Raw genomic sequence first — 22,597 nt, 5'->3', positions numbered from 1 at the left:
GATCAACGCCTTGCCGCTATTTTCGGCAGGGCGTTTTCATTGGGTGTGCCGGAATTTGTGCTGACCAGTCTCGGCGTACTAATCCGCTCGGCGTGATCTTGCAAGTGTTTAGCCCCGAGATGCGCATAGCGCATCACCATTTCCAGGCTGGCTCATCCGCCCAGTTCCTGCAGAACGTTCAGCGGCGTCCCGGCCTGAACATGCCAGCTTGCCCAAGTGTGGCGAAAATCGTGCCAACGAAAATCCTCAATGCCTGTGCGCTTCAACGCTTTGCGCCAGGCGTGGTTATTAGCGCGGGTCACTGGATTTCCCTGGTAGGTGAAAACTCGGGTTGAATGCTGGCCTTGTTGCTCCCGCAAAACAACCAGCGCATTGGCGTTAAGCGGTACAGAAATTGCTGCTGTCCACCCTTTGTCTGGTCAGCATGAATCCAGGCGTGATGCTGTTCAAGGTTGACCTGATTCCATTCCAGTTCAACCACGTTGCTTTCCCGTAATCCGGTCGCCAGCGTAAACCTGGCCATGGCCGCTAAATGCTCTGGCAGTTCGACAATCATCCGGTCAGCTTCCTCGTGGGTCAACCAGCGGATCCGCCGATTGGGTTTTGGCAACATGCGCACGGTCGGAACATGCTCCAGCCAGTCCCATTGCTTCTTTGCGGCGTTCAGGATAGCGCGGACAATCTCAAGTGTCCGGTTGACCGTCGCGTTAGCTACACCTGTTTTTAGTCGTTCCTTCGTCCATCGATCCAGCGTTTCTCGATTGATCTGTTTCAGCTCCAGTTCCCCCAAGAGTGGATTGAGTAACCGCAAGTGCCATTTGGCGTCATTTAAATATTTCCCGTACGGTTGCTCCTCAAGCCAACGCACTACGGCTTCCTGCTATGTATGCCGTGGCTGTTCGCCTAGCTTGACTTGCCGCCAGCACTCGGCCTTACGGGTATCGTGGTATTCCTGCGCCTGTCGGCGGTCGGTAGTTGCAGTAGTTTCGCGTAGCTCGCGGCCGTCCGGAGTCGTGAAGCGGATCCACCAGACCGTACCGCGTTTGTAGAGTGACATATCGTGGTCTCCTGCGCCGGTCGCGCCTGTTGATTATGGTTGTTATTGATCCAGGTTGTCACTGCAATCGCCGAGATCATGGCGCGGCGTCCCAGCTTGACGATGGGAGAAGCGCCTTGTTGCGCGAAGCGGCGCACGGTTTTGGTGCTGATGCCGCCAAGTTGGCGGGCGACTTTGTCGAAGTTCCAGAGTAGGACATTGGGGGTAGTGTTCTAGATTTGGATATGCTATATTTTAGAAATTGTATTATAGCCTTTCCAATGATTATCCCTACATTATCAACGAGCTGAGTGTTAATCAAATTGTCTAATGACTGTAGAAAACCTCTTTAGAGACTCTAAATTTATAGAGGAGGTGCTACGATGAACGCTGAATGGCTGTTTGATGCACGTAAAATTCCTGATGAAGTGATGAACTATATTCGGTGAATTGGGGTTCGAGCGGTTGAAGAGAAGCATTATAGCCCAGAACTTGTTGCTGATTTTTTAGGTATTGATCGAACGAGTATTTATGACTGGCTTTGCAAATATCGTTATGAAGGAGAAGAGGCTCTGGATACCTGGAAAGCGCCGGGAGCTGCGTGTATTATTACGCCAGCGATTGATCGATGATTAAAAGAAACGATATTAAAGACAACGCCTGCGGATCATGGTTATGATACGGTTTTATGGACTTTGGATATTCTGGTTCATTTATTGAGTGAGTCCTTTGGTATCGGGGTATCGGATGCCACGGTGCGCCTTCACTTACATGAGTTAGGGCTCAGTTGTCAAAAGCCTTGCTATCGTGCGATAAACCAGGATAAAGGGCAAGTTAAAAAGTTTGTTAATGAAGGATTAAAGAGATTCAGAGGTTGGCTTTGTCTTGCTAATAGTTATCCCCACAAAAATCATGCTGGAGCTTTTTCGGGATTAGCATATTGAGTATCAGGGAGCCTAAAAAATGATTTGACTCTCTCCTTAAATGCTTTTAGCTTTTCCAAAGCAGAATAAACGCGCGCTCTGAAATCAGCTCGGTTTTTAATCGGCTCTTTTTCCAGATGACCATTTTTGATCTCATTCCAAACCTGTTCATCCGGATTTAACTCGGGGGAATGCGTCGGAAGAAAAAAGAGACGAATTTGTTGCCGATGCGTCTCAAGAAAGGCTTTGACCTCTCCTGAAGTATGATAGGATGCGTTATCCGCAATCACAATTAATGGGCGCTTTCGACCTTCTAATGTCTTCTCCAGAAACGCAATGAAAACTGCACTCACTAATTTTTCAGTGGTCACCTCAAACATGAACTCCCCGGTCGCCGTGACCATCGATAAAATATGAAACCCACCCCGGTCATCACTCACTTTAATTTCCGGAGGATGCCCCACTAACCCCCACGTCCGACCGGAACGCGTATGGCCTTGCACCCACGATTCATCCTCAAACGCAATATCCGCTCCAAGTTTTTGAGCCAACTTCTTAATTTCTTCGAAACCTTCATTAACAAACGTTTTAACTTGCTCCTTATCCTGGTTGATCGCTCGATAACAAGGCTTTTGACAACTTAACCCTAAATCATGCAAATGAAGGCGTACCGTGGCATCCGATACCCAGAGACCAAAGGACTCCTTCAATAAATGAACAATAATCTCTAAAGTCCATAAAACCGTATCATAACCATGATCCGCCGGCGTCGTATTGAGGATCGTTTCTTTTAACCATCGATCAATAGCCGGAGTAATCACACACGGAGCACCGGGCGCTTTGCGAGTATCTAGGGCTTCTTCTCCTTCATAACGATAGTTGCGAAGCCAGTCATAAATACTCGTTCGGTCGATACCCAAAAAATCAGCAACAAGCTCCGGACTATAATGCTTCTCTTCGACCGCGCGAACCGCAATACGCCGGATGTAATTCATCACTTCATCCGGTATTTTACGTGCATCAAACATCCATTCCGCGTTCATTGCCGCACCTCCTCTATAAATTTAGAGTATCTAAAGAGGTTTTCTATAGTTATTAGACCATTTGATTAACGCTCAGTTCGTTGATAATGTAGGGATAATCGTTGGCAAGCCTACTCAAGCGCTTGGAGCGGATATTGGGTTTGCGGATGAATCGTGGATTCAAGGCAATACACGTTCTGGCCGGACGTGGGGCTTAATTGGTCACCCTCCGGAAATTAAAGTGAGTGATGACCGGAGTGGGTTTCACATGTTATCGATGGTAACGGCGACCGGTGAACTGACATTTGAGGTGACCACTGAAAAATTAGTGAGTGCGGTGTTCATTGAATTTCTAAAGCAGGTGTTAGAAGGCCGGGAGCGCCCATTAATTGTGATTGCAGACAACGCTTCTTATCATACTTCAAAAGAGGTCAAAGCCTTTCTTGAGACGCATCGGCAACAGATTCGTTTGTTCTTTTTTCCGCCGCATTCCCCGGAGCTAAATCCTGATGAACAGGTTTGGAATGAGATCAAAAATGGTCATCTGGAAAAGGAGCCGATTAAAAACAGGGCTGATTTCAGACAATATGTTTATTCTGCTTTGATAAAGCTAAAAGAATTTAAGGAAAGGGTCAAATCATTCTTTGGGCTTCCTGATACTCAATATGTTAGTCTCGAACAAGCTCTAGCATGATTTTTATGGGGATAACTATTAGCAAGACAATAAACGATTAGTGAGAAAGACTATTTGTTTCTCCAAGGTGGACAAAATGCATGACATTGTTGTTGGTCTATTTATTAATCGGTATGAATTCTGGGTTTTAGTATAAAAACCATGTCTGGAACACTACCGAGCGCTTGTTGCAGCAGCCGGATGGCGGTGTTGGGGCCCTGGTTGACGGCGGCATCGAACAGTAGCAGGGCCAGGCCATCGGGAAAAGCCTCCCCGTGAATGGGCTGCCAGTAGTCGCGCTCGTAGAGTTCAGTGGCGTCTTCGAGGGTCAAGGTGGCGATGTTCAGGTGCGGATAGGCACGCTTGGAAATGCCGTATTTCGTCTCACCCCCCGGATCAGCGGGGTGATTGGCGTAGCCGCCTTCTTCGGCGATGATGAGGTCAATGCAGCGGTAGAAGTCGCCCATGTCGGTCTCTCTGGAAAGAATGGGCGTAGCTTCGACGGGAAGTGATGAAAAGGCACGGCGATTGTGGCAGGTGTGGCGGTTGGGCGAAAAAAAGGGCGGACCGTGTTTCAAAATGAAAAAATGTTCACGGCTCGTGTTTCAAATTGAAACAATCGGAGGATGATTCAGGGTCGGCACCCGCTGCGGAAATGAATCGAGCATGTTGAATACGTGATGAATCGTGGGTTTTTCCGTTTGCCGTCTCTAAGGGGCATGGGATTTGCTGTTATTCACAGGCATTCGATGGAGTCGGCGTTGATTCCTCCAAAACCTTGTGGGCGTTTTCCGTCAGTGCGGGAAACGCTCGGTTTTTTTATAGTATGGGCATTCAGATGTAGCGGGTGTGTCCTCAGTCGACCTCGCTTTTGGCGTTGTTTTTACAATCACGACCACTTGTTTAGTGACAGAGAGGTGTGTCATGACGAATGTGTTGGAGTTCCCCGCGCTGGGCGAAGCGGTGGATCGCGGTAAGGGAATGGGATCGGCATGTAAGAGCGGGCTTCATCCGTATCTGCTCGATCGATGGAAAGAGGGATGAAAACCGACGCCTTTGATCAGCGGATAATGGACGCCTTTCTCTGCACGAGATCGGGTAAATCAGGACGTTGACTCAAAGAAAGCTCGTTTAGCCGTCAATTTTGACGTAAAACAAGGCATCGTTCATGATGTCTACTTGATGTTAGCCCATCGCCCGTATTGATTTTATTAGAAATTCTTAATAAAATTCTGGCAAAAACTTCAAATATCGGTTATGCAGCGGCGCTCAGCTTTTTCGTTGGGCGTAAAGAGGCCAATGGAGAACAAAATGCAAGATTCATGGCAGTCAGGCGATTCGTACGAATACTACATGGGCAGGTGGAGCAAGCTGATTGCCGAGCAATTTGTAGATTGGCTGTCACCCAGACCCGGGATCCAGTGGTTAGATGTTGGGTGTGGATCGGGTGCCTTGAGTGAAGCCGCAATCGATAGGCACGATCCAGCAGCGGTTATCGCTATTGACCAATCGGAAGGTTTCGTCCGTACGGCTCAGCAACGTCTTGGCAATAAGGCCAACTGCAAAGTAGGAAACGCGATGTCGTTACCACTTGATGACGCATCGGTGAATATCGCGGTATCTGGCCTAGTATTGAATTTCATACCAGAGCCTGAAAAAGCACTCGCAGAAATGAAACGAGTAACCAGTATGAACGGCACTGTTGCGGTATATATCTGGGATTACGCAGAGAAAATGGAATTTCTTAACCACTTTTGGGATGTGGTGGTGGAATTGGATCCAGGTGCATCAGCCCTTCACGAAGGTCACCGTTTTCCCGACTCAAATGCCGAGCAGCTTGTTGATACCTTCAATCACGTTGGTTTATTAGAAGTCGAAGCAGCTCCTCTTGAAATCGCAACGCACTTCAATGACTTTGATGATTATTGGAAGCCGTTTCTCGGCGGCCAAGGACCAGCGCCAACCTATGTGTCGAAATTAGAAGATTCAGAAAAAACCCATCTTCGGGAAACCTTAAAACAGCGTTTACCAGTTGAACAAGACGGCTCAATCGTGTTGTACGCACGCGCTTGGGCAGCGAAAGGAAGAGTGTGATCGTTCAGATCGCCCAACAAGGCCATCAGCCGACCCCAAAAACGCTACGCGTTTTTGGGGTCGGCTGTGATGGCAGGCGTTAGCGCAGCACATCGACAATCCAATGCAACATCAGAAAAGGAGAGAGAAATGGCCGCAATACAGATCCAATACGAAGAAGCGCGCTCTCAAATGCGCCCCGGCGATGTTATAGCCTTTGGAGGAAAGGGGCATTTTTCAGAGATAATAAAGTTCGCCACATTTTCCGATGTATCTCATGTCGGAGTCATTCTGCAAACCAAAATCACAGATGACACGACGGATCGGTTCTTTAACCAAATCATTGAATCCACATCCTTGAATGGCTTCAACGGTGTGAATATCTCCCGTTTCAGTGATCGACTTGAATCCTATGATGGAGAGCTATGGTGGTTGCCTCTAAGCGAAGAAATCCGAAATACACGATTCGACCAGAAGGCTTTTTACGATTTTCTGTTTAACCAGGCCAAAGAACGCAAGCCGTATGATATGCCACAGGCCATCAAGTCGTCACTCGACGCCCTCGACAACTTGCCTTTCGGAATGAACGGCCCTGGTTACAACCGAGAAGATTTCAGCAAATTTTTCTGTTCTGAGCTGGTTGCGGCAGGGCTAGAGAAGGCTGGCGCGGTAGGAACAGTGAATGCATCGGAAGTTACGCCCATTGATCTCTGTCGATGGTAGGCTTGCCAACGATTATCCCTACATTATCAACGAACTGAGCGTTAATCAAATTGTCTAATAACTATAGAAGACCTCTTTAGAGACTCTAAATTTATAGAGGAGGTGCGGCAATGAACGCGGAATGGATGTTTGATGCACGTAAAATACCGGATGAAGTGATGAATTACATCCGGCGTATTGCGGTTCGCGCGGTCGAAGAGAAGCATTATGGTCCGGAGCTTGTTGCTGATTTTTTGGGTATCGACCGAACGAGTATTTATGATTGGCTTCGCAACTATCGTTATGAAGGAGAAGAAGCCCTGGATACCCGGAAAGCGCTCGGCGCCACGTGTGTGATGACTCCGGATATTGATCGATGGTTAAAAGAAACGATACTCAATACGACGCCGGCGGATCATGGCTATGATACGGTTTTATGGACTTTAGAGATCATGGTTAATTTATTGAAAGAGTACTTTGGTTTATGGGTATCGGATGCCACGGTTCGTCTGCATTTACATCAATTAGGACTGAGTTGTCAAAAACCTTGTTATCATGCCTTAAACCAGGATCAGGAGGAAGTTAAAAAGTTTATTAATGAAGAATTTAAAGAGATTCAGAAGCGGGCTCAAGAACTTGGAGCGGATATTGCGTTTCAGGATGAGTCATGGGTTCAAGGCCATACGCGTTCTGGACGGACGTGGGGCTTAGTCGGTCATCCGCCTGAAATTAAAGTGAGTGATGACCGGGGTGGGTTTCACATTTTATCGATGGTTACGGCGACGGGCGAGTTAATATTTGAAGTGACCACTCAAAAATGAGTGAGTGGGGTTTTCATTGCCTTTTTAGAGAAGGCATTAGAGGGTCGAGAGCGCCCATTAATTGTCATCACGGACAATGCGTCTTATCATACCTCGAAAGAAGTCAAAGCCTTTCTTGAGACGCATCGAAAACAAATCCGCTTGTTCTTTCTTCCCCCCCACTCGCCAGAGTTAAATCCGGATGAACAGGTTTGGAATGAGATCAAAAATGATCATCTGGAAAAGGAGCCAATTAAAAACCGGGCTGATTTCAGAGCGCGCGTTTATTCTGCTTTGGAAAAGCTAAAAGAATTTCAGGAAAGGGTCAAATCATTTTTTAGGCTCCCTGATACTCAATACGCTAATCCTGAAAAAGCTCCAGCATGATTTTTGTGGGGATAACTATTAGCAAGACAAGGAAAATATATCAAGATATGTATTACCAATTAAAGGGCGATGCAACCAAGAAAATATCGCGTTTTAACACCGCGTCACCATCTGACTGGAATGTATAAGCGCTAACATGGCGGTCAAGTGGACTGGCGAAAAGCTGCACTTCGCTCCGCATAAACTTTAATTTTGGATTAGAATCAGGACTTTCGCTAGGTAGATTGGTAGGCGGTAATACGTGAATTTCGTAGCTCATTACGCAAATAATCACTCTATAAACTGTGTTTAATTTGATAAAGTGTCTGACCTGTTTTTTTAGCGATCACTTTGAGTGAAAACCAAGCGTGATAGCAACAAGCGAAATGATTACGTTGTGCGCGCTGTTTACGACATTGACACCGTTCAATGCCGGTCAGTTGTTTAAGTTCTCGATGCAGTTGCTCTATAAACCAACGCACCTGGTTCTCATTTTGAACCACCTGCGTGTCAATAGAACCTAGAGTACGATTCGTAATCACCCATTTTCAATGTCACCGTGTGTGGTGACTACCTTGAAAAGCTGCACTTTAAATGGGACTTCTTTAAGTTTAACGGTCAGACCGTATTGGAGTTGTTTGTCCGTCTACTCAATCTGTTGTAGACGAATATAACCTTGTTTTTACTGAGGCTGACGCGACGATTTTCTTTCAAGGTCGTCACGAAGAATTTGTCAAGACGATGGATATATTTGAGATTTTCTGAAGCGGCATACCAGCAATCGAATAAAATTGTTTGTGCTTTAATACCTTTTTCTTCAAACGCTTGTTGCAACATATCTCGAAAGTGATCATTTTTGGTTTTGCCATCAGAATCGGGTGAATAGATGCGAAAATCGAGGGGATGATAATCGTCTTTATAGGTGTGAACTCAATTCACAATCCCAATTCCCCTCACTAAACCATGCGCATTTCCACTATACTGACGTTTCACCAGCGATTCCCGGTCTCTTTCCTAGTCTTTGATTGATAATGGTTTTTTCTAAAAAATTTATCAGTGTTTAATAAAAAATATAGGCTCAATATGGATTCCAGTCAGTTGGCGTTGTTAGGCGACCAGCAGTTCCAAGAGAGGTCTGAGCAAGCCTTTGCCCCGAATGCGGACGTTATGCACGAACTGAAAGAAGCCCAGGTAGAGCGGCAGCTTTTCTTGCGAAATTCCTCGATGGGGTCGCAACCAGGAACGCAACAGGGACCAGAAACCCTCAGCGGTATTAACATGAATCTCATGGAAGCCATCGCCATCGTCGTCGCGGGCGTATTCACCCCGGCTGTGACACACCGTATGATGATCAAAGCCCCAATCCTTCAATGGGTTATAGATTGCATATTCATCGGTATACACCCGGGTTCCCGGGGCGATGAAAGTCTGAAGGAGCGGTTGGATGGTCGCTTGCTGGACATTATCCAGCATCCGGACGACCACCGCGCCGCCGCGCTCAATCATGCCGAGAATCGGCGGCTTTTCCTGCTCCAGGGTGCCTCGACCCCGTGCCCCCTTCAGCCGGCGACGCCGCCCGCGGCGGCCTTTTTTTTCACCGCGTCCGGATGCCCTTTATGCCCGGCCACCATATAGACCTCGTCGCATTCCACTTCCCCCGCCAAGGTGGGTTCGGGTTGGCGGGCGACGATACCTTGGCGCAGTTGCTCGGTCATCCGCTGCACGTCGTCCGGATTCAACGCCAACTCTTGGGCAATCTGGGCATTAGACAAGTTCAAACCCATAAAATATAAACATAATATCCAAATTCGTAACGGCGGGTGGTGGCCGGCCAACACCGTCCCGGTTAGATCGTCAAAAGAGCGATGGCACCCGGCACACCGATATTTCTGTCGCGCCGGTTGGGTCGTGTCGTGACCCTGCTTCGTCACGTTCGCCGCCCCACAATGGGGGCAGTGAACCCCATCGGGCCAGCGCAGTTGGCGGACCGTTTCGTAACACCGGACATCGTCCAGTAGATTCTGAAGGTTGATCATCGACGGGAAACCTGGAGCGCGGCGGTTCAAAACCTCTTCAGTGTAGCTCCTGTCCCTTGGCAGGGCGAGCCATCTTCAACAGCCTGGAATCCATATTGAGCCAAAATATATTGATAAATCATTTAGATGAGCAAAAGAGAGCGGGAATTGCTGACGTTTCACCCTCTCAATTTTTTTGGAAAAGCCTTTATCTTGAACGCAATCATCAAAAATCAGGTAGGCTTCGTTACTATTATTGATCAGTGATTCCGCTAATTTCCACACGCCGTTGGCCGTATGTCTTTCACGTCGTAGATAATCATTAATCGCATCACAGCAATTCCCGGCCTCTTGAAAAGTTCTATTTAATCAGTGTATTATAAAAAGTCGTTTCTTGGCCTCAATTTTGAATTTTTTGGCATGTTTGGATTTAAGACGCATCCGGTGTGGTTTGATCATGAAGAAATTACCTTCTCGCCCTTTACCAAACGCTTTAAATCAATCGGTGTCAGCACCGGCGTTGTTAAACCAAGCACGCCAGGCTTTTGAAAAGATCCCTGACCCCTGCCGTTATGGTCATAGGCTTGCCAACGATTATCCCTACATTATCAACGAACTGAGCGTTAATCAAATTGTCTAATAACTATAGAAGACCTCTTTAGAGACTCTAAATTTATAGAGGAGGTGCGGCAATGAACGCGGAATGGATGTTTGATGCACGTAAAATACCGGATGAAGTGATGAATTACATCCGGCGTATTGCGGTTCGCGCGGTCGAAGAGAAGCATTATGGTCCGGAGCTTGTTGCTGATTTTTTGGGTATCGACCGAACGAGTATTTATGATTGGCTTCGCAACTATCGTTATGAAGGAGAAGAAGCCCTGGATACCCGGAAAGCGCTCGGCGCCACGTGTGTGATGACTCCGGATATTGATCGATGGTTAAAAGAAACGATACTCAATACGACGCCGGCGGATCATGGCTATGATACGGTTTTATGGACTTTAGAGATCATGGTTAATTTATTGAAAGAGTACTTTGGTTTATGGGTATCGGATGCCACGGTTCGTCTGCATTTACATCAATTAGGACTGAGTTGTCAAAAACCTTGTTATCATGCCTTAAACCAGGATCAGGAGGAAGTTAAAAAGTTTATTAATGAAGAATTTAAAGAGATTCAGAAGCGGGCTCAAGAACTTGGAGCGGATATTGCGTTTCAGGATGAGTCATGGGTTCAAGGCCATACGCGTTCTGGACGGACGTGGGGCTTAGTCGGTCATCCGCCTGAAATTAAAGTGAGTGATGACCGGGGTGGGTTTCACATTTTATCGATGGTTACGGCGACGGGCGAGTTAATATTTGAAGTGACCACTCAAAAATGAGTGAGTGGGGTTTTCATTGCCTTTTTAGAGAAGGCATTAGAGGGTCGAGAGCGCCCATTAATTGTCATCACGGACAATGCGTCTTATCATACCTCGAAAGAAGTCAAAGCCTTTCTTGAGACGCATCGAAAACAAATCCGCTTGTTCTTTCTTCCCCCCCACTCGCCAGAGTTAAATCCGGATGAACAGGTTTGGAATGAGATCAAAAATGATCATCTGGAAAAGGAGCCAATTAAAAACCGGGCTGATTTCAGAGCGCGCGTTTATTCTGCTTTGGAAAAGCTAAAAGAATTTCAGGAAAGGGTCAAATCATTTTTTAGGCTCCCTGATACTCAATACGCTAATCCTGAAAAAGCTCCAGCATGATTTTTGTGGGGATAACTATTAGCAAGACAATGACAAAATTCTCCAGGGCTATTGGTGGATTAATGAGATTCCTTTGAATAAATCCCATCCCGATTTACTCGTCAATTTTCTCGATTATTGGGAAATTCGCGACGGCAAAGAATTTAACTTTTCCTGGGTAACTGAGATTAAACTCACCGCAAAAAATGTATCCCTTGTGATGGAAGGAAGTCGCAGCCGTTGGCATATTGAAAACCAAGTCTTCAATACCCTGAAGAATCAAGACTACGAGTTCGAACACAACGATGGGCATGGGGAACAGCATTTAGCAACTGTTTTTGCCCTGCTGATGATGCTGGCTTTTCTCATTGATCAAGTCCAGGAATATGGCTGTGCCTTTTTCCAGGCAGCCCGTCAGCGATTTCATTCACGGACCTCGCTATGGATCAAAATCAAAGGACTTTTTACCGAATTTTTTATTGATACTTGGGAATCACTCTGGCGTGCGATTATCTATGGACATTACGGTGGATTCTTACAGCCGAATACCGCTTAGTCTCTTGATGGTCTGTGGGCATGTTCTATTTATTGAGTCGAGTATCAGGGTATCTCTATTATATAAATTATTAAGCGTCTTTGAACGCTTAGAGTGGTGTTTTTCTTTCTTATTAAACGCGATGTTCGACTTTCAGGCGATCAGGCCCTCAAACTGGAGGTCTGACCGACCGACTTGTCGGTTCATGAAAATACCCAAGGTGTGCGCTAAGACTTTTCGGGCGATCCGACTCGTCAAGTGCCACACATCCCGCGCCCGGATTTTCTCAAAATGGAATGGCTCGGTGAGCTGACCGATGACCGTTTCCACGAGGCGGCGGGTTCTCGTAAGCTGCTGGACAGCCCACGGGGGACGCGGATCGATCATGTTGGCCCGCAAGGGGGTTTGCAAGTCAATCCCGGTCGTGGCCAGTTCCGTCTGAAGAAAGGCGCTCAGGTAACCTTTGTCGCCGATCACCCAACCCTGAACACCTTCGGTCAAATCCCACAACGCCTCGCGTTCATCACCCGTAGCGGGCGTCACCGTCCACGCCGTGATGACGCCATGGATCGTGACCATCAGATGACCGTGAAGCCCGTAATAGTACTGCTTCTTTGCCGCACAATAGCCAAAATCCGCCACCGCAGGAAATAACCGACAGTGCGGGGCACGGGTCAACACACAGAGGGGCAGAGGGCAACCATCCACCAAGCGAATCGGGTCCGTCGCCGCCCCCAACTCGATCAGCAGCTGCTGATGAAGCCGCTGCTTGATCACCCACAGATTCGCCGCCTGCTGGGCAAACGTCGTCCGCGATCCGAGTTCCGGGAACCACGACGGCCAATGACGACCGAAGTACTTCCAGATGCCCACATCCGTATCCAGCCCTAAGAACTCGCCGACGACTTCCATCGTGATCACTTCACTATCATTCAGCTTGGGGGCGAAGCCTCGCGAGCGTAAGCAGTGATCCCCGAGCAGGGCATTCAGGTGTTCGTCTACCCAACAAAACACCGTGATGATAAAGTCTTCGAGCGGCATGGCGGTCTCTCCGTGCGGTTGAGGCGGTTGGTTCCTCTCAGCTTAGCTCACATCGCCATGCCGCATCCGCCTGCTCTCATCTCCCCTCGGAAAAGTCGAACATCGCGTTTATTAAGTGATTCTATAATCATCGACTACTTATTCAAAAGCAGGTCTAAATAAAGAGAGCGGGAATTGCTGATCGCATCATGACTTATGTTATCTAAATGATCAGCAAGATTAGTGCAAGTATAGTTAATCAGAGTACTAGTAATGTACTCAACGTATCATTGTTTGGTTATTTTCATTCGTAGGCTTGCCAACGATTATCCCTACATTATCAACGAACTGAGCGTTAATCAAATTGTCTAATAACTATAGAAGACCTCTTTAGAGACTCTAAATTTATAGAGGAGGTGCGGCAATGAACGCGGAATGGATGTTTGATGCACGTAAAATACCGGATGAAGTGATGAATTACATCCGGCGTATTGCGGTTCGCGCGGTCGAAGAGAAGCATTATGGTCCGGAGCTTGTTGCTGATTTTTTGGGTATCGACCGAACGAGTATTTATGATTGGCTTCGCAACTATCGTTATGAAGGAGAAGAAGCCCTGGATACCCGGAAAGCGCTCGGCGCCACGTGTGTGATGACTCCGGATATTGATCGATGGTTAAAAGAAACGATACTCAATACGACGCCGGCGGATCATGGCTATGATACGGTTTTATGGACTTTAGAGATCATGGTTAATTTATTGAAAGAGTACTTTGGTTTATGGGTATCGGATGCCACGGTTCGTCTGCATTTACATCAATTAGGACTGAGTTGTCAAAAACCTTGTTATCATGCCTTAAACCAGGATCAGGAGGAAGTTAAAAAGTTTATTAATGAAGAATTTAAAGAGATTCAGAAGCGGGCTCAAGAACTTGGAGCGGATATTGCGTTTCAGGATGAGTCATGGGTTCAAGGCCATACGCGTTCTGGACGGACGTGGGGCTTAGTCGGTCATCCGCCTGAAATTAAAGTGAGTGATGACCGGGGTGGGTTTCACATTTTATCGATGGTTACGGCGACGGGCGAGTTAATATTTGAAGTGACCACTCAAAAATGAGTGAGTGGGGTTTTCATTGCCTTTTTAGAGAAGGCATTAGAGGGTCGAGAGCGCCCATTAATTGTCATCACGGACAATGCGTCTTATCATACCTCGAAAGAAGTCAAAGCCTTTCTTGAGACGCATCGAAAACAAATCCGCTTGTTCTTTCTTCCCCCCCACTCGCCAGAGTTAAATCCGGATGAACAGGTTTGGAATGAGATCAAAAATGATCATCTGGAAAAGGAGCCAATTAAAAACCGGGCTGATTTCAGAGCGCGCGTTTATTCTGCTTTGGAAAAGCTAAAAGAATTTCAGGAAAGGGTCAAATCATTTTTTAGGCTCCCTGATACTCAATACGCTAATCCTGAAAAAGCTCCAGCATGATTTTTGTGGGGATAACTATTAGCAAGACAACGGTTATTATATCAGATAATAGAGTTAAAAAAAACAAAGCGAAAGTCCTGATAATGTTGGATAAAGGCCACAATGAACAGAGAAATCACTGTAGTATTAAAGCCAACTGAACCGGACAAACTAACCGGTAGCGCTAGGGTTTGGCATTTCATCAACGAATTCATTAAGAGTCCATTCTTCTCGTTTGTTTTTGGGGCCAGCTTCGCGACGCTATTAGCTCATTTGCAGGTATTAACTATACCTGAAGATATGCGGAAGGCGCAGGAAAAAGAACAGATGGCAAAGGCTGACGCTGTCTTAGAGACTAATGGAATGGTCCGCCCCGCTCCTCCAACGAGCCCAAAGCGGGCAAGATAGTGAATGCTGACTCACATCATATTAACCGAGATAACGGAGCGGACCCATGAAAGAGTATACCAATGAGCGCGTCATTAAGGTTGTCGGCATTGATCTGGCCAAGCGGAGTTTTCACGTTTACGGCGTGGACGAGAACGGTCAACGGGTGATCCGCAGGACCTTCAACCGGGTACGTCTGAGTGAATTCATGGCGAATCTGCCCGCCTGTACGGTGGCCATGGAAGCCTGTGGCAGTGCGCACTATTGGGCGCGGCAGTTCCGGGAGGACGGCCATGAGGTACGGTTGATCGCGCCCCAGTTCGTGAAGCCCTTTGTGAAATCCAATAAAAACGACGCCGTCGATGCCGAGGCGATTTGCGAAGCGGCCCAGCGGCCCAGGATGCGGTTGGTGGCGATCAAGAGCGTGGAACAGCAAGATATCCAGGCGATTCACCGGATGCGCAGTTTGGGGGTGGAACGCCGCACCGCCCAGGTCAATCAGATTCGCGGTTTTTTGTTGGAATACGGCATTGAAATCCCGCAGGGGCGTGTGGCGGTGAACCAGCGCCTGCCGGAGATTCTTGAGGATCCAGAGAACGGCCTCAGCGAGCGCTTCCGGGCTGAGCTACGCGAGTTGGCTGACGAACTCCGTCACTTGGATGAACGGGTTGCTCATTATGACGCCCAGATTGAGACCCTGGCGGAAAGCCATCCGCAGGCGCAAGCGTTGATGACGATCCCCGGTCTGGGCGCCAAGGGCGCGACCGCGTTGGTAGCGGCCGTCGGCGAGGATCCCCGACTCTTTAAGAACGGGCGGGGTTTGGCGGCTTGGCTGGGCCTGGTGCCGCGCCAGCACTCCACCGGTGGACGGGACCGCTTACTGGGTATCAGTAAACGGGGGGATGTCTACCTGCGGCAGTTGCTGATTCATGGCGCCCGCGCCGTGTTGCGCTGGGTCGAGCGCAAGGACGATCCGACGAGCCGCTGGGCCCGGGGACTGAAAGGCCGTCGCCATGCCAACGTGGCGGCCGTCGCGTTGGCCAACAAGATCGCCCGGATCGCCTATGCGGTGATGACGACCGGCCAGCCCTATGATGCGGCCAAAGGCGCTCTGGCTCCGGTTTGAGTCTTTCTACGCTTCATCCGCGACCCGGTCGCTACGACCACCCCAGTACCTCCCACCATAAGTTGCGAAGAGTGAATCTCACGGTGATGGCATGAAAGACCAGTTCTGCATTTCCGAAAACCTGATTCGTACAAAAGCCGGCTCTGCCGAGACTGCGAGACTGATAAGGACGGAGATGCGCGCGAATTCCATCAGGGCACGAGGGCAGGCGAGCGCCTCAACACGATGCCGGATATATGGCCGCAACTTTTCCTTCAGCCAAACGGCGATTTCCTCTTGCATCGCGGGGCGGACCATATATGTACTAAAAATAACATATTTATTTTATTATTGTTTTTTGATAGAATTACGGCGTTGGTGCATAAATAGGTGGTGTCCCTCAGTTTACGTGATGAGCATCGTCGAGTGCGGGGAACAAGTGTTTGATGGTTTCCAAGGTATTCAGAAACGGTGCGGGTACCCGAAAGCCCAGCAACTCCGCCGTGGTCCAGATATGATCGGTCATCCCCGCCGCCATGGCCGGCGTGACAGGCCGCCATTTACGGGGCGATCCGTTGCCTCGGGTCGGTTCCGGGGTGGGCAATTCCTCACGCAGGCTCAGGTGGGGCAAGCAGAAATGGTAGTAAGCCAACGACAGCCACACCTGCTTTTCCATCCACGACCGTTGCTTGGAAAACGCGGTCGTCTTGCGAGCCAACCGCCGATTGTGTTCGCGCCAGGCCAGGTTATCCCGCTCCACAAAGCTCGTGTTGATCGTCGTGCTGGTGGCGGATGCGGCCAATCGCGCCTGAAGCTCGTCCGCGCTTCCCCAGACCCTCTTACGGGTCACCTCGACCACCCGTCCTTTTTCACGTCGCTTAACCACTTGAGCATACAGCAAATTCGGCGGTGGGCGGCACCGTGGGGCCGGATATCGTCCTCGCGTCCCTTGGCGCTCGGGCTGATACCATTCCCCATAGGCATGGAGCAAGGCGCTGGGATAGCCCGGCCATTGGTCGCTAGTAAAGAAGGGGACGTGATCGTCGGTCACATACACCACGCGCTCCAGGAGCAGGTTCGCCTGAGCCTGCGTGCGCTGGCCCACGACAAACCCTACCACCAGGCGCCATTCGGGCGCAAAGGCGACCCACACCCAAGCATCGCCATCCGTCTCGCACCATTGCTGCGCCATCGGCAGATTCTGGTCCTTGGTATGGACAAAGCTCCACAATTCATCCAGTTGACACTCGGTCACCGTCAGCTCGCGCCAATGGGACAAAACCACCAAACGACATTGCTGGGCGGCCCGAGTCAACCACGCACAAACCGTATCCTTGTCGATCTGGACGATTCGTGCCGTACCCTGGATGGAATTTCCCTCCGCCAACGCCCGCATCGCCAGTTCGAAAACGGCGGGGTCGGCCTCGAGGTCAAAATACGCAGTTCCGTACGTCAAGGACACTCTCCTCCCGCACGAACGACACAACGCCTGCTTTTTCCCGTGACTGGAACCATTTTTGACCAACAACCCTTGACCAAAGGGCCGACCGTAGTGGTGACAGGAACGATTGGGGCAGTAGAGCGTTTCCCACTTCATAAGATCCCCGGTCAGTGATTAACACCACAATCACAATGAGGATACATGTTGTCGTCGTCACTGGCTTAGCTCATCACGTAAACTGAGGGACACCACCCATAAATAAAATGAGGGCGATATTTCCCCTCTCTCTGTTTTTTCAAGACAGAATAACCCTGCAAGGGACGGAAACGGGCATGCCCAGGTAGGTCATGACATTCAACGCGGCGACTCGTACCTGGACCTCCGAGACCTGGGTTTCGAATAAACGGGAAGCCAGACGATCACCGAACAACTGTTTGAAACGATACATGGCATTTTCAGCGATACTGCGACGATGATAGCCGACCGCCTGTTTCCAGGCCGGCAACCCTTGCGCAGCGATAGCCGCCAGGGCTTGGGTGCGAGGATGATCGGGTGTCCACGGTACGGCGTTCGCCCGTGGGGGGATGGTGACTGCGGCGCCCCGTTCCTCGGTCGCCGTGTAGACGTCATGCGTGTCGTATGCCCCGTCGCCCCGGACGTGGCCGATCGGGTCGTCAATTAGCTCGAGCAAGCCGGCCAAGACTTCGCTATCGGTCCATTGTTCGGTCGTGACCTCCACGGCCAGCACATCCTTGACGTCGGCATCAACGGCCAAATGGACCTTGCGCCAGGTGCGCCGTTTCCCCGCGCCATGCTGGCGGACTTTCCATTCCCCCTCCCCATACACTTTCAAGTCGGTGGAATCGACCACCACGTCGATGGGTCCACTCCGCGACCGGCGCGGAATCACCACCGTCAGGGTTTTCGCTCGACGCGACATCAGGGTATGGTCGGGAATCGACAGCGTCAGGCCCATCCACTGGATGATCGAACCGGCCAGCCCTTCGACCATCCGATAGGGCAGATCGAACACCGCCTTCAGCATCAACAGCGCTTGAATGGCCGTGTCCGAGTACTGGAACGGTGCACCTCGCTGGCCAGTCGGGGCCGGTCGCCAGTGGTCTTGTAAAAACGCTTCATCGAACCAGATCGTCAAACGGCCCCGGCGCACCAGCGCGCGGTCATACTCGGGCCAGTTCGTCACCCGATACTGGACTTTTTGAGGGGCGGCTTCCGTCGCAGGGGTGGCTTGCGCGGTCATGACGGCTTCTCCGTTCGGGGATCCTTAACCACTTTGACCATCCCAGAGCCTATTTGTGCACCAACGCCTAGAATTACCCAAAAAAGCCCAAATTATTTTAGTTTCGAAATTTTTGTTCGAGGTGCGCGATGTCTTGGCCGAAGGAAAAACCGTTTAATCGCTATCCCAGTGATCTCACCGATGCGGAATGGGAGAGGGTTCAACCCCTTTTGGAAGAACGCGAGCCAAATACGCGAGGACGTTCCCGAGAAGTGGATCTCCGCGAGATTTTAAATGCAATTTTTTACATCAATAAAACGGGTTGTCAGTGGCGATATCTTCCCAAAGATTTTCCGGCGTATACCACCGTCAGCACTTATTATCATCAATGGATCAGTAAAGAAACCACCCGCAAAGCGGGTGGTTTTGGTTAACCCCTAAAAGGGGATAGTCTGCCTTGCCCCCTGAGGAGGCAAGGGCGTCGTCCCCACAGGATGGGTTCTCACTTTAGAAATCGAAACCGCGCTGTTCGGCGTCTCTTTCCTTACGCTCTTGATACCGCACATACTTGCGAATCTTCTCGACATCCAGTCCTATCGTATCCACACAGTAGCCGCGCGCCCAAAAGTGGTTGCCCCAATAGGGTCTCCTTTTCAGTTCGCAAAACCGATTGAAGACCCGAATGGCCGTCCGCCCCTTCAGCGTTCCCACAAAGTTAGAAATCGACAACTTCGGCGGAATCATCACCAACAGATGAACATGATCCACCTGGATATTTAATTCAACAATTTCCACTTTTTGATAGTCCGAAAAGGCGTGAATACATCGCGATACCTCTTCTGCAATGTGCCCTGTGAGGACTCGATACCGGTATTTCGGAACCCAAACAATATGATACTGGCAGTGCCAGATCGTATGTGATAACTTTCTGAATCGACTCATGGTCAGTACTCCTCTCGATCTGTTGTGGGGACAACAAACCGTAGTAGTACCCCATGAGTCGATCAACTGGCAAAGCCGTTGATCTCTGACCACGCCCTAAGGGCGTGGTTTTCTACGTTGTTAATAACGGTGTTTTCGAGAAAATTAACACGGCGCTTCACCAAAAATTTCGTCAAGAAGTAGGGCGAAATGAGACCCCAAGCGCTGCGATCATTGATAGCCAATCGGTGAAAGGCACCCAGGAATGTGCGGATGAAACAGGATTTGATGGAGGCAAGTTAGTTAAAGGAAGAAAAAGGCATATTCTAGTGGATACAATGGGTTGTCTAATTTATGTCGGGGTGCATGCCGCGAATATTCCGGATGTAAAAGGCGCACCACAGGTATTACAAGGTGGGCTATCCATCGCCAATACGATCCGGAAAGTTTGGGCCGATGGTGCTTATCAAGGTGAGTCCCTGGCTCAATGGCTTGAGAAAAACTTTAACTGCACGATTGAAGTTGTTAACAAAAATAAAGAAGAGAAAGGATTTCAGGTTCTACCTCGGCGATGGGTTGTTGAAAGAAGCCTCGCTTGGTTGGGGCGATCTCGTCGATTAAGTAGAGATTACGAAAGGAAGCCTGCATCGAGTCAAAGTCAAGTCTACCTTGCTTCAATTCGATTAATGTTGCGAAAAATATTTAAGAATCGTGAATTATTGCAGGAACCCATTTTAGAGGCTGCGTAGGATATTAAATTTTCGTACATATACGCGATGTTCGACTTTTCCGAGGGGAGATGAGAGCAGGCGGATGCGGCATGGCGATGTGAGCTAAGCTGAGAGGAACCAACCGCCTCAACCGCACGGAGAGACCGCCATGCCGCTCGAAGACTTTATCATCACGGTGTTTTGTTGGGTAGACGAACACCTGAATGCCCTGCTCGGGGATCACTGCTTACGCTCGCGAGGCTTCGCCCCCAAGCTGAATGATAGTGAAGTGATCACGATGGAAGTCGTCGGCGAGTTCTTAGGGCTGGATACGGATGTGGGCATCTGGAAGTACTTCGGTCGTCATTGGCCGTCGTGGTTCCCGGAACTCGGATCGCGGACGACGTTTGCCCAGCAGGCGGCGAATCTGTGGGTGATCAAGCAGGGGCTTCATCAGCAGCTGCTGATCGAGTTGGGGGCGGCGACGGACCCGATTCGCTTGGTGGATGGTTGCCCTCTGCCCCTCTGTGTGTTGACCCGTGCCCCGCACTGTCGGTTATTTCCTGCGGTGGCGGATTTTGGCTATTGTGCGGCAAAGAAGCAGTACTATTACGGGCTTCACGGTCATCTGATGGTCACGATCCATGGCGTCATCACGGCGTGGACGGTGACGCCCGCTACGGGTGATGAACGCGAGGCGTTGTGGGATTTGACCGAAGGTGTTCAGGGTTGGGTGATCGGCGACAAAGGTTACCTGAGCGCCTTTCTTCAGACGGAACTGGCCACGACCGGGATTGACTTGCAAACCCCCTTGCGGGCCAACATGATCGATCCGCGTCCCCCGTGGGCTGTCCAGCAGCTTACGAGAACCCGCCGCCTCGTGGAAACGGTCATCGGTCAGCTCACCGAGCCATTCCATTTTGAGAAAATCCGGGCGCGGGATGTGTGGCACTTGACGAGTCGGATCGCCCGAAAAGTCTTAGCGCACACCTTGGGTATTTTCATGAACCGACAAGTCGGTCGGTCAGACCTCCAGTTTGAGGGCCTGATCGCCTGAAAGTCGAACATCGCGTTACATATATGGTCCGCCCCGCGATGCAAGAGGAAATCGCCGTTTGGCTGAAGGAAAAGTTGCGGCCATATATCCGGCATCGTGTTGAGGCGCTCGCCTGCCCTCGTGCCCTGATGGAATTCGCGCGCATCTCCGTCCTTATCAGTCTCGCAGTCTCGGCAGAGCCGGCTTTTGTACGAATCAGGTTTTCGGAAATGCAGAACTGGTCTTTCATGCCATCACCGTGAGATTCACTCTTCGCAACTTATGGTGGGAGGTACTGGGGTGGTCGTAGCGACCGGGTCGCGGATGAAGCGTAGAAAGACTCAAACCGGAGCCAGAGCGCCTTTGGCCGCATCATAGGGCTGGCCGGTCGTCATCACCGCATAGGCGATCCGGGCGATCTTGTTGGCCAACGCGACGGCCGCCACGTTGGCATGGCGACGGCCTTTCAGTCCCCAGGCCCAGCGGCTCGTCGGATCGTCCTTGCGCTCGACCCAGCGCAACACGGCGCGGGCGCCATGAATCAGCAACTGCCGCAGGTGACATCCCCCGTTTACTGATACCCAGTAAGCGGTCCCGTCCACCGGTGGAGTGCTGGCGCGGCACCAGGCCCAGCCAAGCCGCCAAACCCCGCCCGTTCTTAAAGAGTCGGGGATCCTCGCCGACGGCCGCTACCAACGCGGTCGCGCCCTTGGCGCCCAGACCGGGGATCGTCATCAACGCTTGCGCCTGCGGATGGCTTTCCGCCAGGGTCTCAATCTGGGCGTCATAATGAGCAACCCGTTCATCCAAGTGACGGAGTTCGTCAGCCAACTCGCGTAGCTCAGCCCGGAAGCGCTCGCTGAGGCCGTTCTCTGGATCCTCAAGAATCTCCGGCAGGCGCTGGTTCACCGCCACACGCCCCTGCGGGATTTCAATGCCGTATTCCAACAAAAACCGCGAATCTGATTGACCTGGGCGGTGCGGCGTTCCACCCCAAACTGCGCATCCGGTGAATCGCCTGGATATCTTGCTGTTCCACGCTCTTGATCGCCACCAACCGCATCCTGGGCCGCTGGGCCGCTTCGCAAATCGCCTCGGCATCGACGGCGTCGTTTTTATTGGATTTCACAAAGGGCTTCACGAACTGGGGCGCGATCAACCGTACCTCATGGCCGTCCTCCCGGAACTGCCGCGCCCAATAGTGCGCACTGCCACAGGCTTCCATGGCCACCGTACAGGCGGGCAGATTCGCCATGAATTCACTCAGACGTACCCGGTTGAAGGTCCTGCGGATCACCCGTTGACCGTTCTCGTCCACGCCGTAAACGTGAAAACTCCGCTTGGCCAGATCAATGCCGACAACCTTAATGACGCGCTCATTGGTATACTCTTTCATGGGTCCGCTC

General features: G+C 50.2%; 25 protein-coding genes and 4 pseudogenes. 19 read left to right on the top strand and 10 right to left on the bottom strand.

Annotation, left to right across the window (positions count from 1 at the left end; all coding sequences use genetic code 11):
- Positions 1–2 precede the first annotated feature (2 nt).
- Positions 3–1,057: pseudogene (locus H6973_04705) on the bottom strand (site-specific integrase).
- 35 nt (positions 1,058–1,092) lie between these two features.
- On the opposite strand from H6973_04705, the gene H6973_04700 reads away from it, so the two are divergent.
- The 3 genes from H6973_04700 (at position 1,093) to H6973_04690 (ending at position 1,980) form a co-directional block, all read left to right on the top strand.
- Positions 1,093–1,251 carry a hypothetical protein gene (locus tag H6973_04700; GenBank protein MCP5124941.1) on the top strand — a complete coding sequence of 53 codons (159 nt, stop codon included), beginning with the start codon at positions 1,093–1,095 and terminating at the stop codon, positions 1,249–1,251.
- A gap of 234 nt (positions 1,252–1,485) precedes the next feature.
- Positions 1,486–1,668 (top strand): helix-turn-helix domain-containing protein, encoded by a 183-nt coding sequence (locus H6973_04695; protein MCP5124940.1) that lies wholly within the window; start codon positions 1,486–1,488, stop codon positions 1,666–1,668.
- A 63-nt stretch (positions 1,669–1,731) separates the two neighbouring features.
- The gene (locus H6973_04690; GenBank protein ID MCP5124939.1) at positions 1,732–1,980 is read left to right on the top strand and encodes a winged helix-turn-helix domain-containing protein; all 249 of its coding nucleotides are present in this window, start codon (positions 1,732–1,734) and stop codon (positions 1,978–1,980) included.
- Here the strand turns inward: H6973_04690 and H6973_04685 are convergent.
- Complete coding sequence (locus tag H6973_04685; GenBank protein ID MCP5124938.1) at positions 1,947–3,002, bottom strand: IS630 family transposase; 1,056 nt, start codon at positions 3,000–3,002, stop codon at positions 1,947–1,949. The two genes, H6973_04690 and H6973_04685, sit on opposite strands and share 34 nt — an antisense overlap.
- Positions 3,003–3,063: 61 nt before the next feature.
- Between H6973_04685 and H6973_04680 the strand changes: the two genes are divergently transcribed.
- Together H6973_04680 and H6973_04675 are read left to right on the top strand one after the other, a co-directional pair.
- Complete coding sequence (locus tag H6973_04680; GenBank protein MCP5124937.1) at positions 3,064–3,675, top strand: IS630 family transposase; 612 nt, start codon at positions 3,064–3,066, stop codon at positions 3,673–3,675.
- Between the two features lie 31 nt (positions 3,676–3,706).
- Positions 3,707–3,811, top strand: a pseudogene (locus H6973_04675) (transposase).
- Here the strand turns inward: H6973_04675 and H6973_04670 are convergent.
- The gene (locus tag H6973_04670; GenBank protein MCP5124936.1) at positions 3,780–4,121 is read right to left on the bottom strand and encodes a hypothetical protein; all 342 of its coding nucleotides are present in this window, start codon (positions 4,119–4,121) and stop codon (positions 3,780–3,782) included. The pseudogene H6973_04675 and the gene H6973_04670 overlap by 32 nt on opposite strands.
- A gap of 832 nt (positions 4,122–4,953) precedes the next feature.
- On the opposite strand from H6973_04670, the gene H6973_04665 reads away from it, so the two are divergent.
- The 4 genes from H6973_04665 to H6973_04650 all read left to right on the top strand — a co-directional run bounded on the left by H6973_04665 (position 4,954) and on the right by H6973_04650 (position 7,616).
- Positions 4,954–5,748 carry a methyltransferase domain-containing protein gene (locus H6973_04665; protein ID MCP5124935.1) on the top strand — a complete coding sequence of 265 codons (795 nt, stop codon included), beginning with the start codon at positions 4,954–4,956 and terminating at the stop codon, positions 5,746–5,748.
- A gap of 129 nt (positions 5,749–5,877) precedes the next feature.
- Positions 5,878–6,450, top strand: a complete 573-nt coding sequence (locus tag H6973_04660; protein MCP5124934.1) for a hypothetical protein — start codon at positions 5,878–5,880, stop codon at positions 6,448–6,450.
- Between the two features lie 110 nt (positions 6,451–6,560).
- Complete coding sequence (locus tag H6973_04655) at positions 6,561–7,250, top strand: IS630 family transposase (GenBank protein MCP5124933.1); 690 nt, start codon at positions 6,561–6,563, stop codon at positions 7,248–7,250.
- Positions 7,251–7,616 (top strand): transposase, encoded by a 366-nt coding sequence (locus H6973_04650; GenBank protein MCP5124932.1) that lies wholly within the window; start codon positions 7,251–7,253, stop codon positions 7,614–7,616.
- Between the two features lie 275 nt (positions 7,617–7,891).
- On the opposite strand, the gene H6973_04645 is transcribed toward H6973_04650, so the two are convergent.
- Positions 7,892–8,137, bottom strand: a complete 246-nt coding sequence (locus H6973_04645; GenBank protein MCP5124931.1) for a transposase — start codon at positions 8,135–8,137, stop codon at positions 7,892–7,894.
- Positions 8,138–8,702: 565 nt separating this feature from the next.
- Positions 8,703–9,631, bottom strand: a pseudogene (locus H6973_04640) (IS1595 family transposase).
- Positions 9,632–10,067: 436 nt separating this feature from the next.
- Here H6973_04640 and H6973_04635 point away from each other — a divergent pair.
- From H6973_04635 to H6973_04620, 4 genes are all read left to right on the top strand, one after another.
- Positions 10,068–10,250 (top strand): hypothetical protein, encoded by a 183-nt coding sequence (locus H6973_04635; GenBank protein ID MCP5124930.1) that lies wholly within the window; start codon positions 10,068–10,070, stop codon positions 10,248–10,250.
- Between the two features lie 52 nt (positions 10,251–10,302).
- A complete protein-coding gene (locus H6973_04630; protein MCP5124929.1) occupies positions 10,303–10,992 on the top strand; it encodes an IS630 family transposase in 690 nt (229 codons plus the stop codon).
- Complete coding sequence (locus tag H6973_04625) at positions 10,993–11,358, top strand: transposase (GenBank protein ID MCP5124928.1); 366 nt, start codon at positions 10,993–10,995, stop codon at positions 11,356–11,358.
- 73 nt (positions 11,359–11,431) lie between these two features.
- Positions 11,432–11,893, top strand: coding sequence for a hypothetical protein (locus H6973_04620; protein MCP5124927.1), 462 nt, complete (start codon positions 11,432–11,434; stop codon positions 11,891–11,893).
- A gap of 132 nt (positions 11,894–12,025) precedes the next feature.
- Here the strand turns inward: H6973_04620 and H6973_04615 are convergent, their stop codons facing one another.
- Positions 12,026–12,913, bottom strand: a complete 888-nt coding sequence (locus H6973_04615) for an IS982 family transposase (protein MCP5124926.1) — start codon at positions 12,911–12,913, stop codon at positions 12,026–12,028.
- Between the two features lie 403 nt (positions 12,914–13,316).
- Here H6973_04615 and H6973_04610 point away from each other — a divergent pair, with 403 nt between their 5' ends.
- The 3 genes from H6973_04610 to H6973_04600 all read left to right on the top strand — a co-directional run bounded on the left by H6973_04610 (position 13,317) and on the right by H6973_04600 (position 15,864).
- On the top strand, positions 13,317–14,006 hold the full coding sequence (locus H6973_04610) for an IS630 family transposase (GenBank protein ID MCP5124925.1): 690 nt from the start codon (positions 13,317–13,319) through the stop codon (positions 14,004–14,006).
- Entirely contained in the window at positions 14,007–14,372 is a 366-nt protein-coding gene (locus H6973_04605; protein ID MCP5124924.1) for a transposase, read from the top strand. It begins immediately after the preceding gene.
- A 433-nt stretch (positions 14,373–14,805) separates the two neighbouring features.
- Positions 14,806–15,864 (top strand): IS110 family transposase, encoded by a 1,059-nt coding sequence (locus H6973_04600; protein MCP5124923.1) that lies wholly within the window; start codon positions 14,806–14,808, stop codon positions 15,862–15,864.
- 379 nt (positions 15,865–16,243) lie between these two features.
- On the opposite strand, the gene H6973_04595 is transcribed toward H6973_04600, so the two are convergent.
- Both H6973_04595 and H6973_04590 read right to left on the bottom strand, forming a co-directional pair.
- Positions 16,244–17,329, bottom strand: a complete 1,086-nt coding sequence (locus tag H6973_04595; GenBank protein MCP5124922.1) for a helix-turn-helix domain-containing protein — start codon at positions 17,327–17,329, stop codon at positions 16,244–16,246.
- A 250-nt stretch (positions 17,330–17,579) separates the two neighbouring features.
- Positions 17,580–18,545 (bottom strand): IS5 family transposase, encoded by a 966-nt coding sequence (locus H6973_04590; protein ID MCP5124921.1) that lies wholly within the window; start codon positions 18,543–18,545, stop codon positions 17,580–17,582.
- 128 nt (positions 18,546–18,673) lie between these two features.
- On the opposite strand from H6973_04590, the gene H6973_04585 reads away from it, so the two are divergent.
- Entirely contained in the window at positions 18,674–18,958 is a 285-nt protein-coding gene (locus H6973_04585) for a transposase (protein MCP5124920.1), read from the top strand.
- A 73-nt stretch (positions 18,959–19,031) separates the two neighbouring features.
- Here the strand turns inward: H6973_04585 and tnpA are convergent, their stop codons facing one another.
- Entirely contained in the window at positions 19,032–19,466 is a 435-nt protein-coding gene (gene tnpA / locus H6973_04580) for an IS200/IS605 family transposase (GenBank protein ID MCP5124919.1), read from the bottom strand.
- Positions 19,467–19,570: 104 nt separating this feature from the next.
- On the opposite strand from tnpA, the gene H6973_04575 reads away from it, so the two are divergent.
- Positions 19,571–20,194, top strand: coding sequence for an IS5 family transposase (locus tag H6973_04575; protein ID MCP5124918.1), 624 nt, complete (start codon positions 19,571–19,573; stop codon positions 20,192–20,194).
- A gap of 130 nt (positions 20,195–20,324) precedes the next feature.
- A complete protein-coding gene (locus H6973_04570; GenBank protein ID MCP5124917.1) occupies positions 20,325–21,212 on the top strand; it encodes an IS982 family transposase in 888 nt (295 codons plus the stop codon).
- A gap of 320 nt (positions 21,213–21,532) precedes the next feature.
- Here the strand turns inward: H6973_04570 and H6973_04565 are convergent.
- Positions 21,533–22,587: pseudogene (locus H6973_04565) on the bottom strand (IS110 family transposase).
- Between the last annotated feature and the right edge of the window lie 10 nt (positions 22,588–22,597).

Source organism: Gammaproteobacteria bacterium, assembly GCA_024235095.1.
In the GTDB taxonomy this organism is placed as follows: Bacteria; Pseudomonadota; Gammaproteobacteria; order Competibacterales; family Competibacteraceae; genus UBA2383.
Note: the sequence above shows the minus strand (reverse complement) of the source record. Positions and strands in the feature narration are given on the sequence as shown.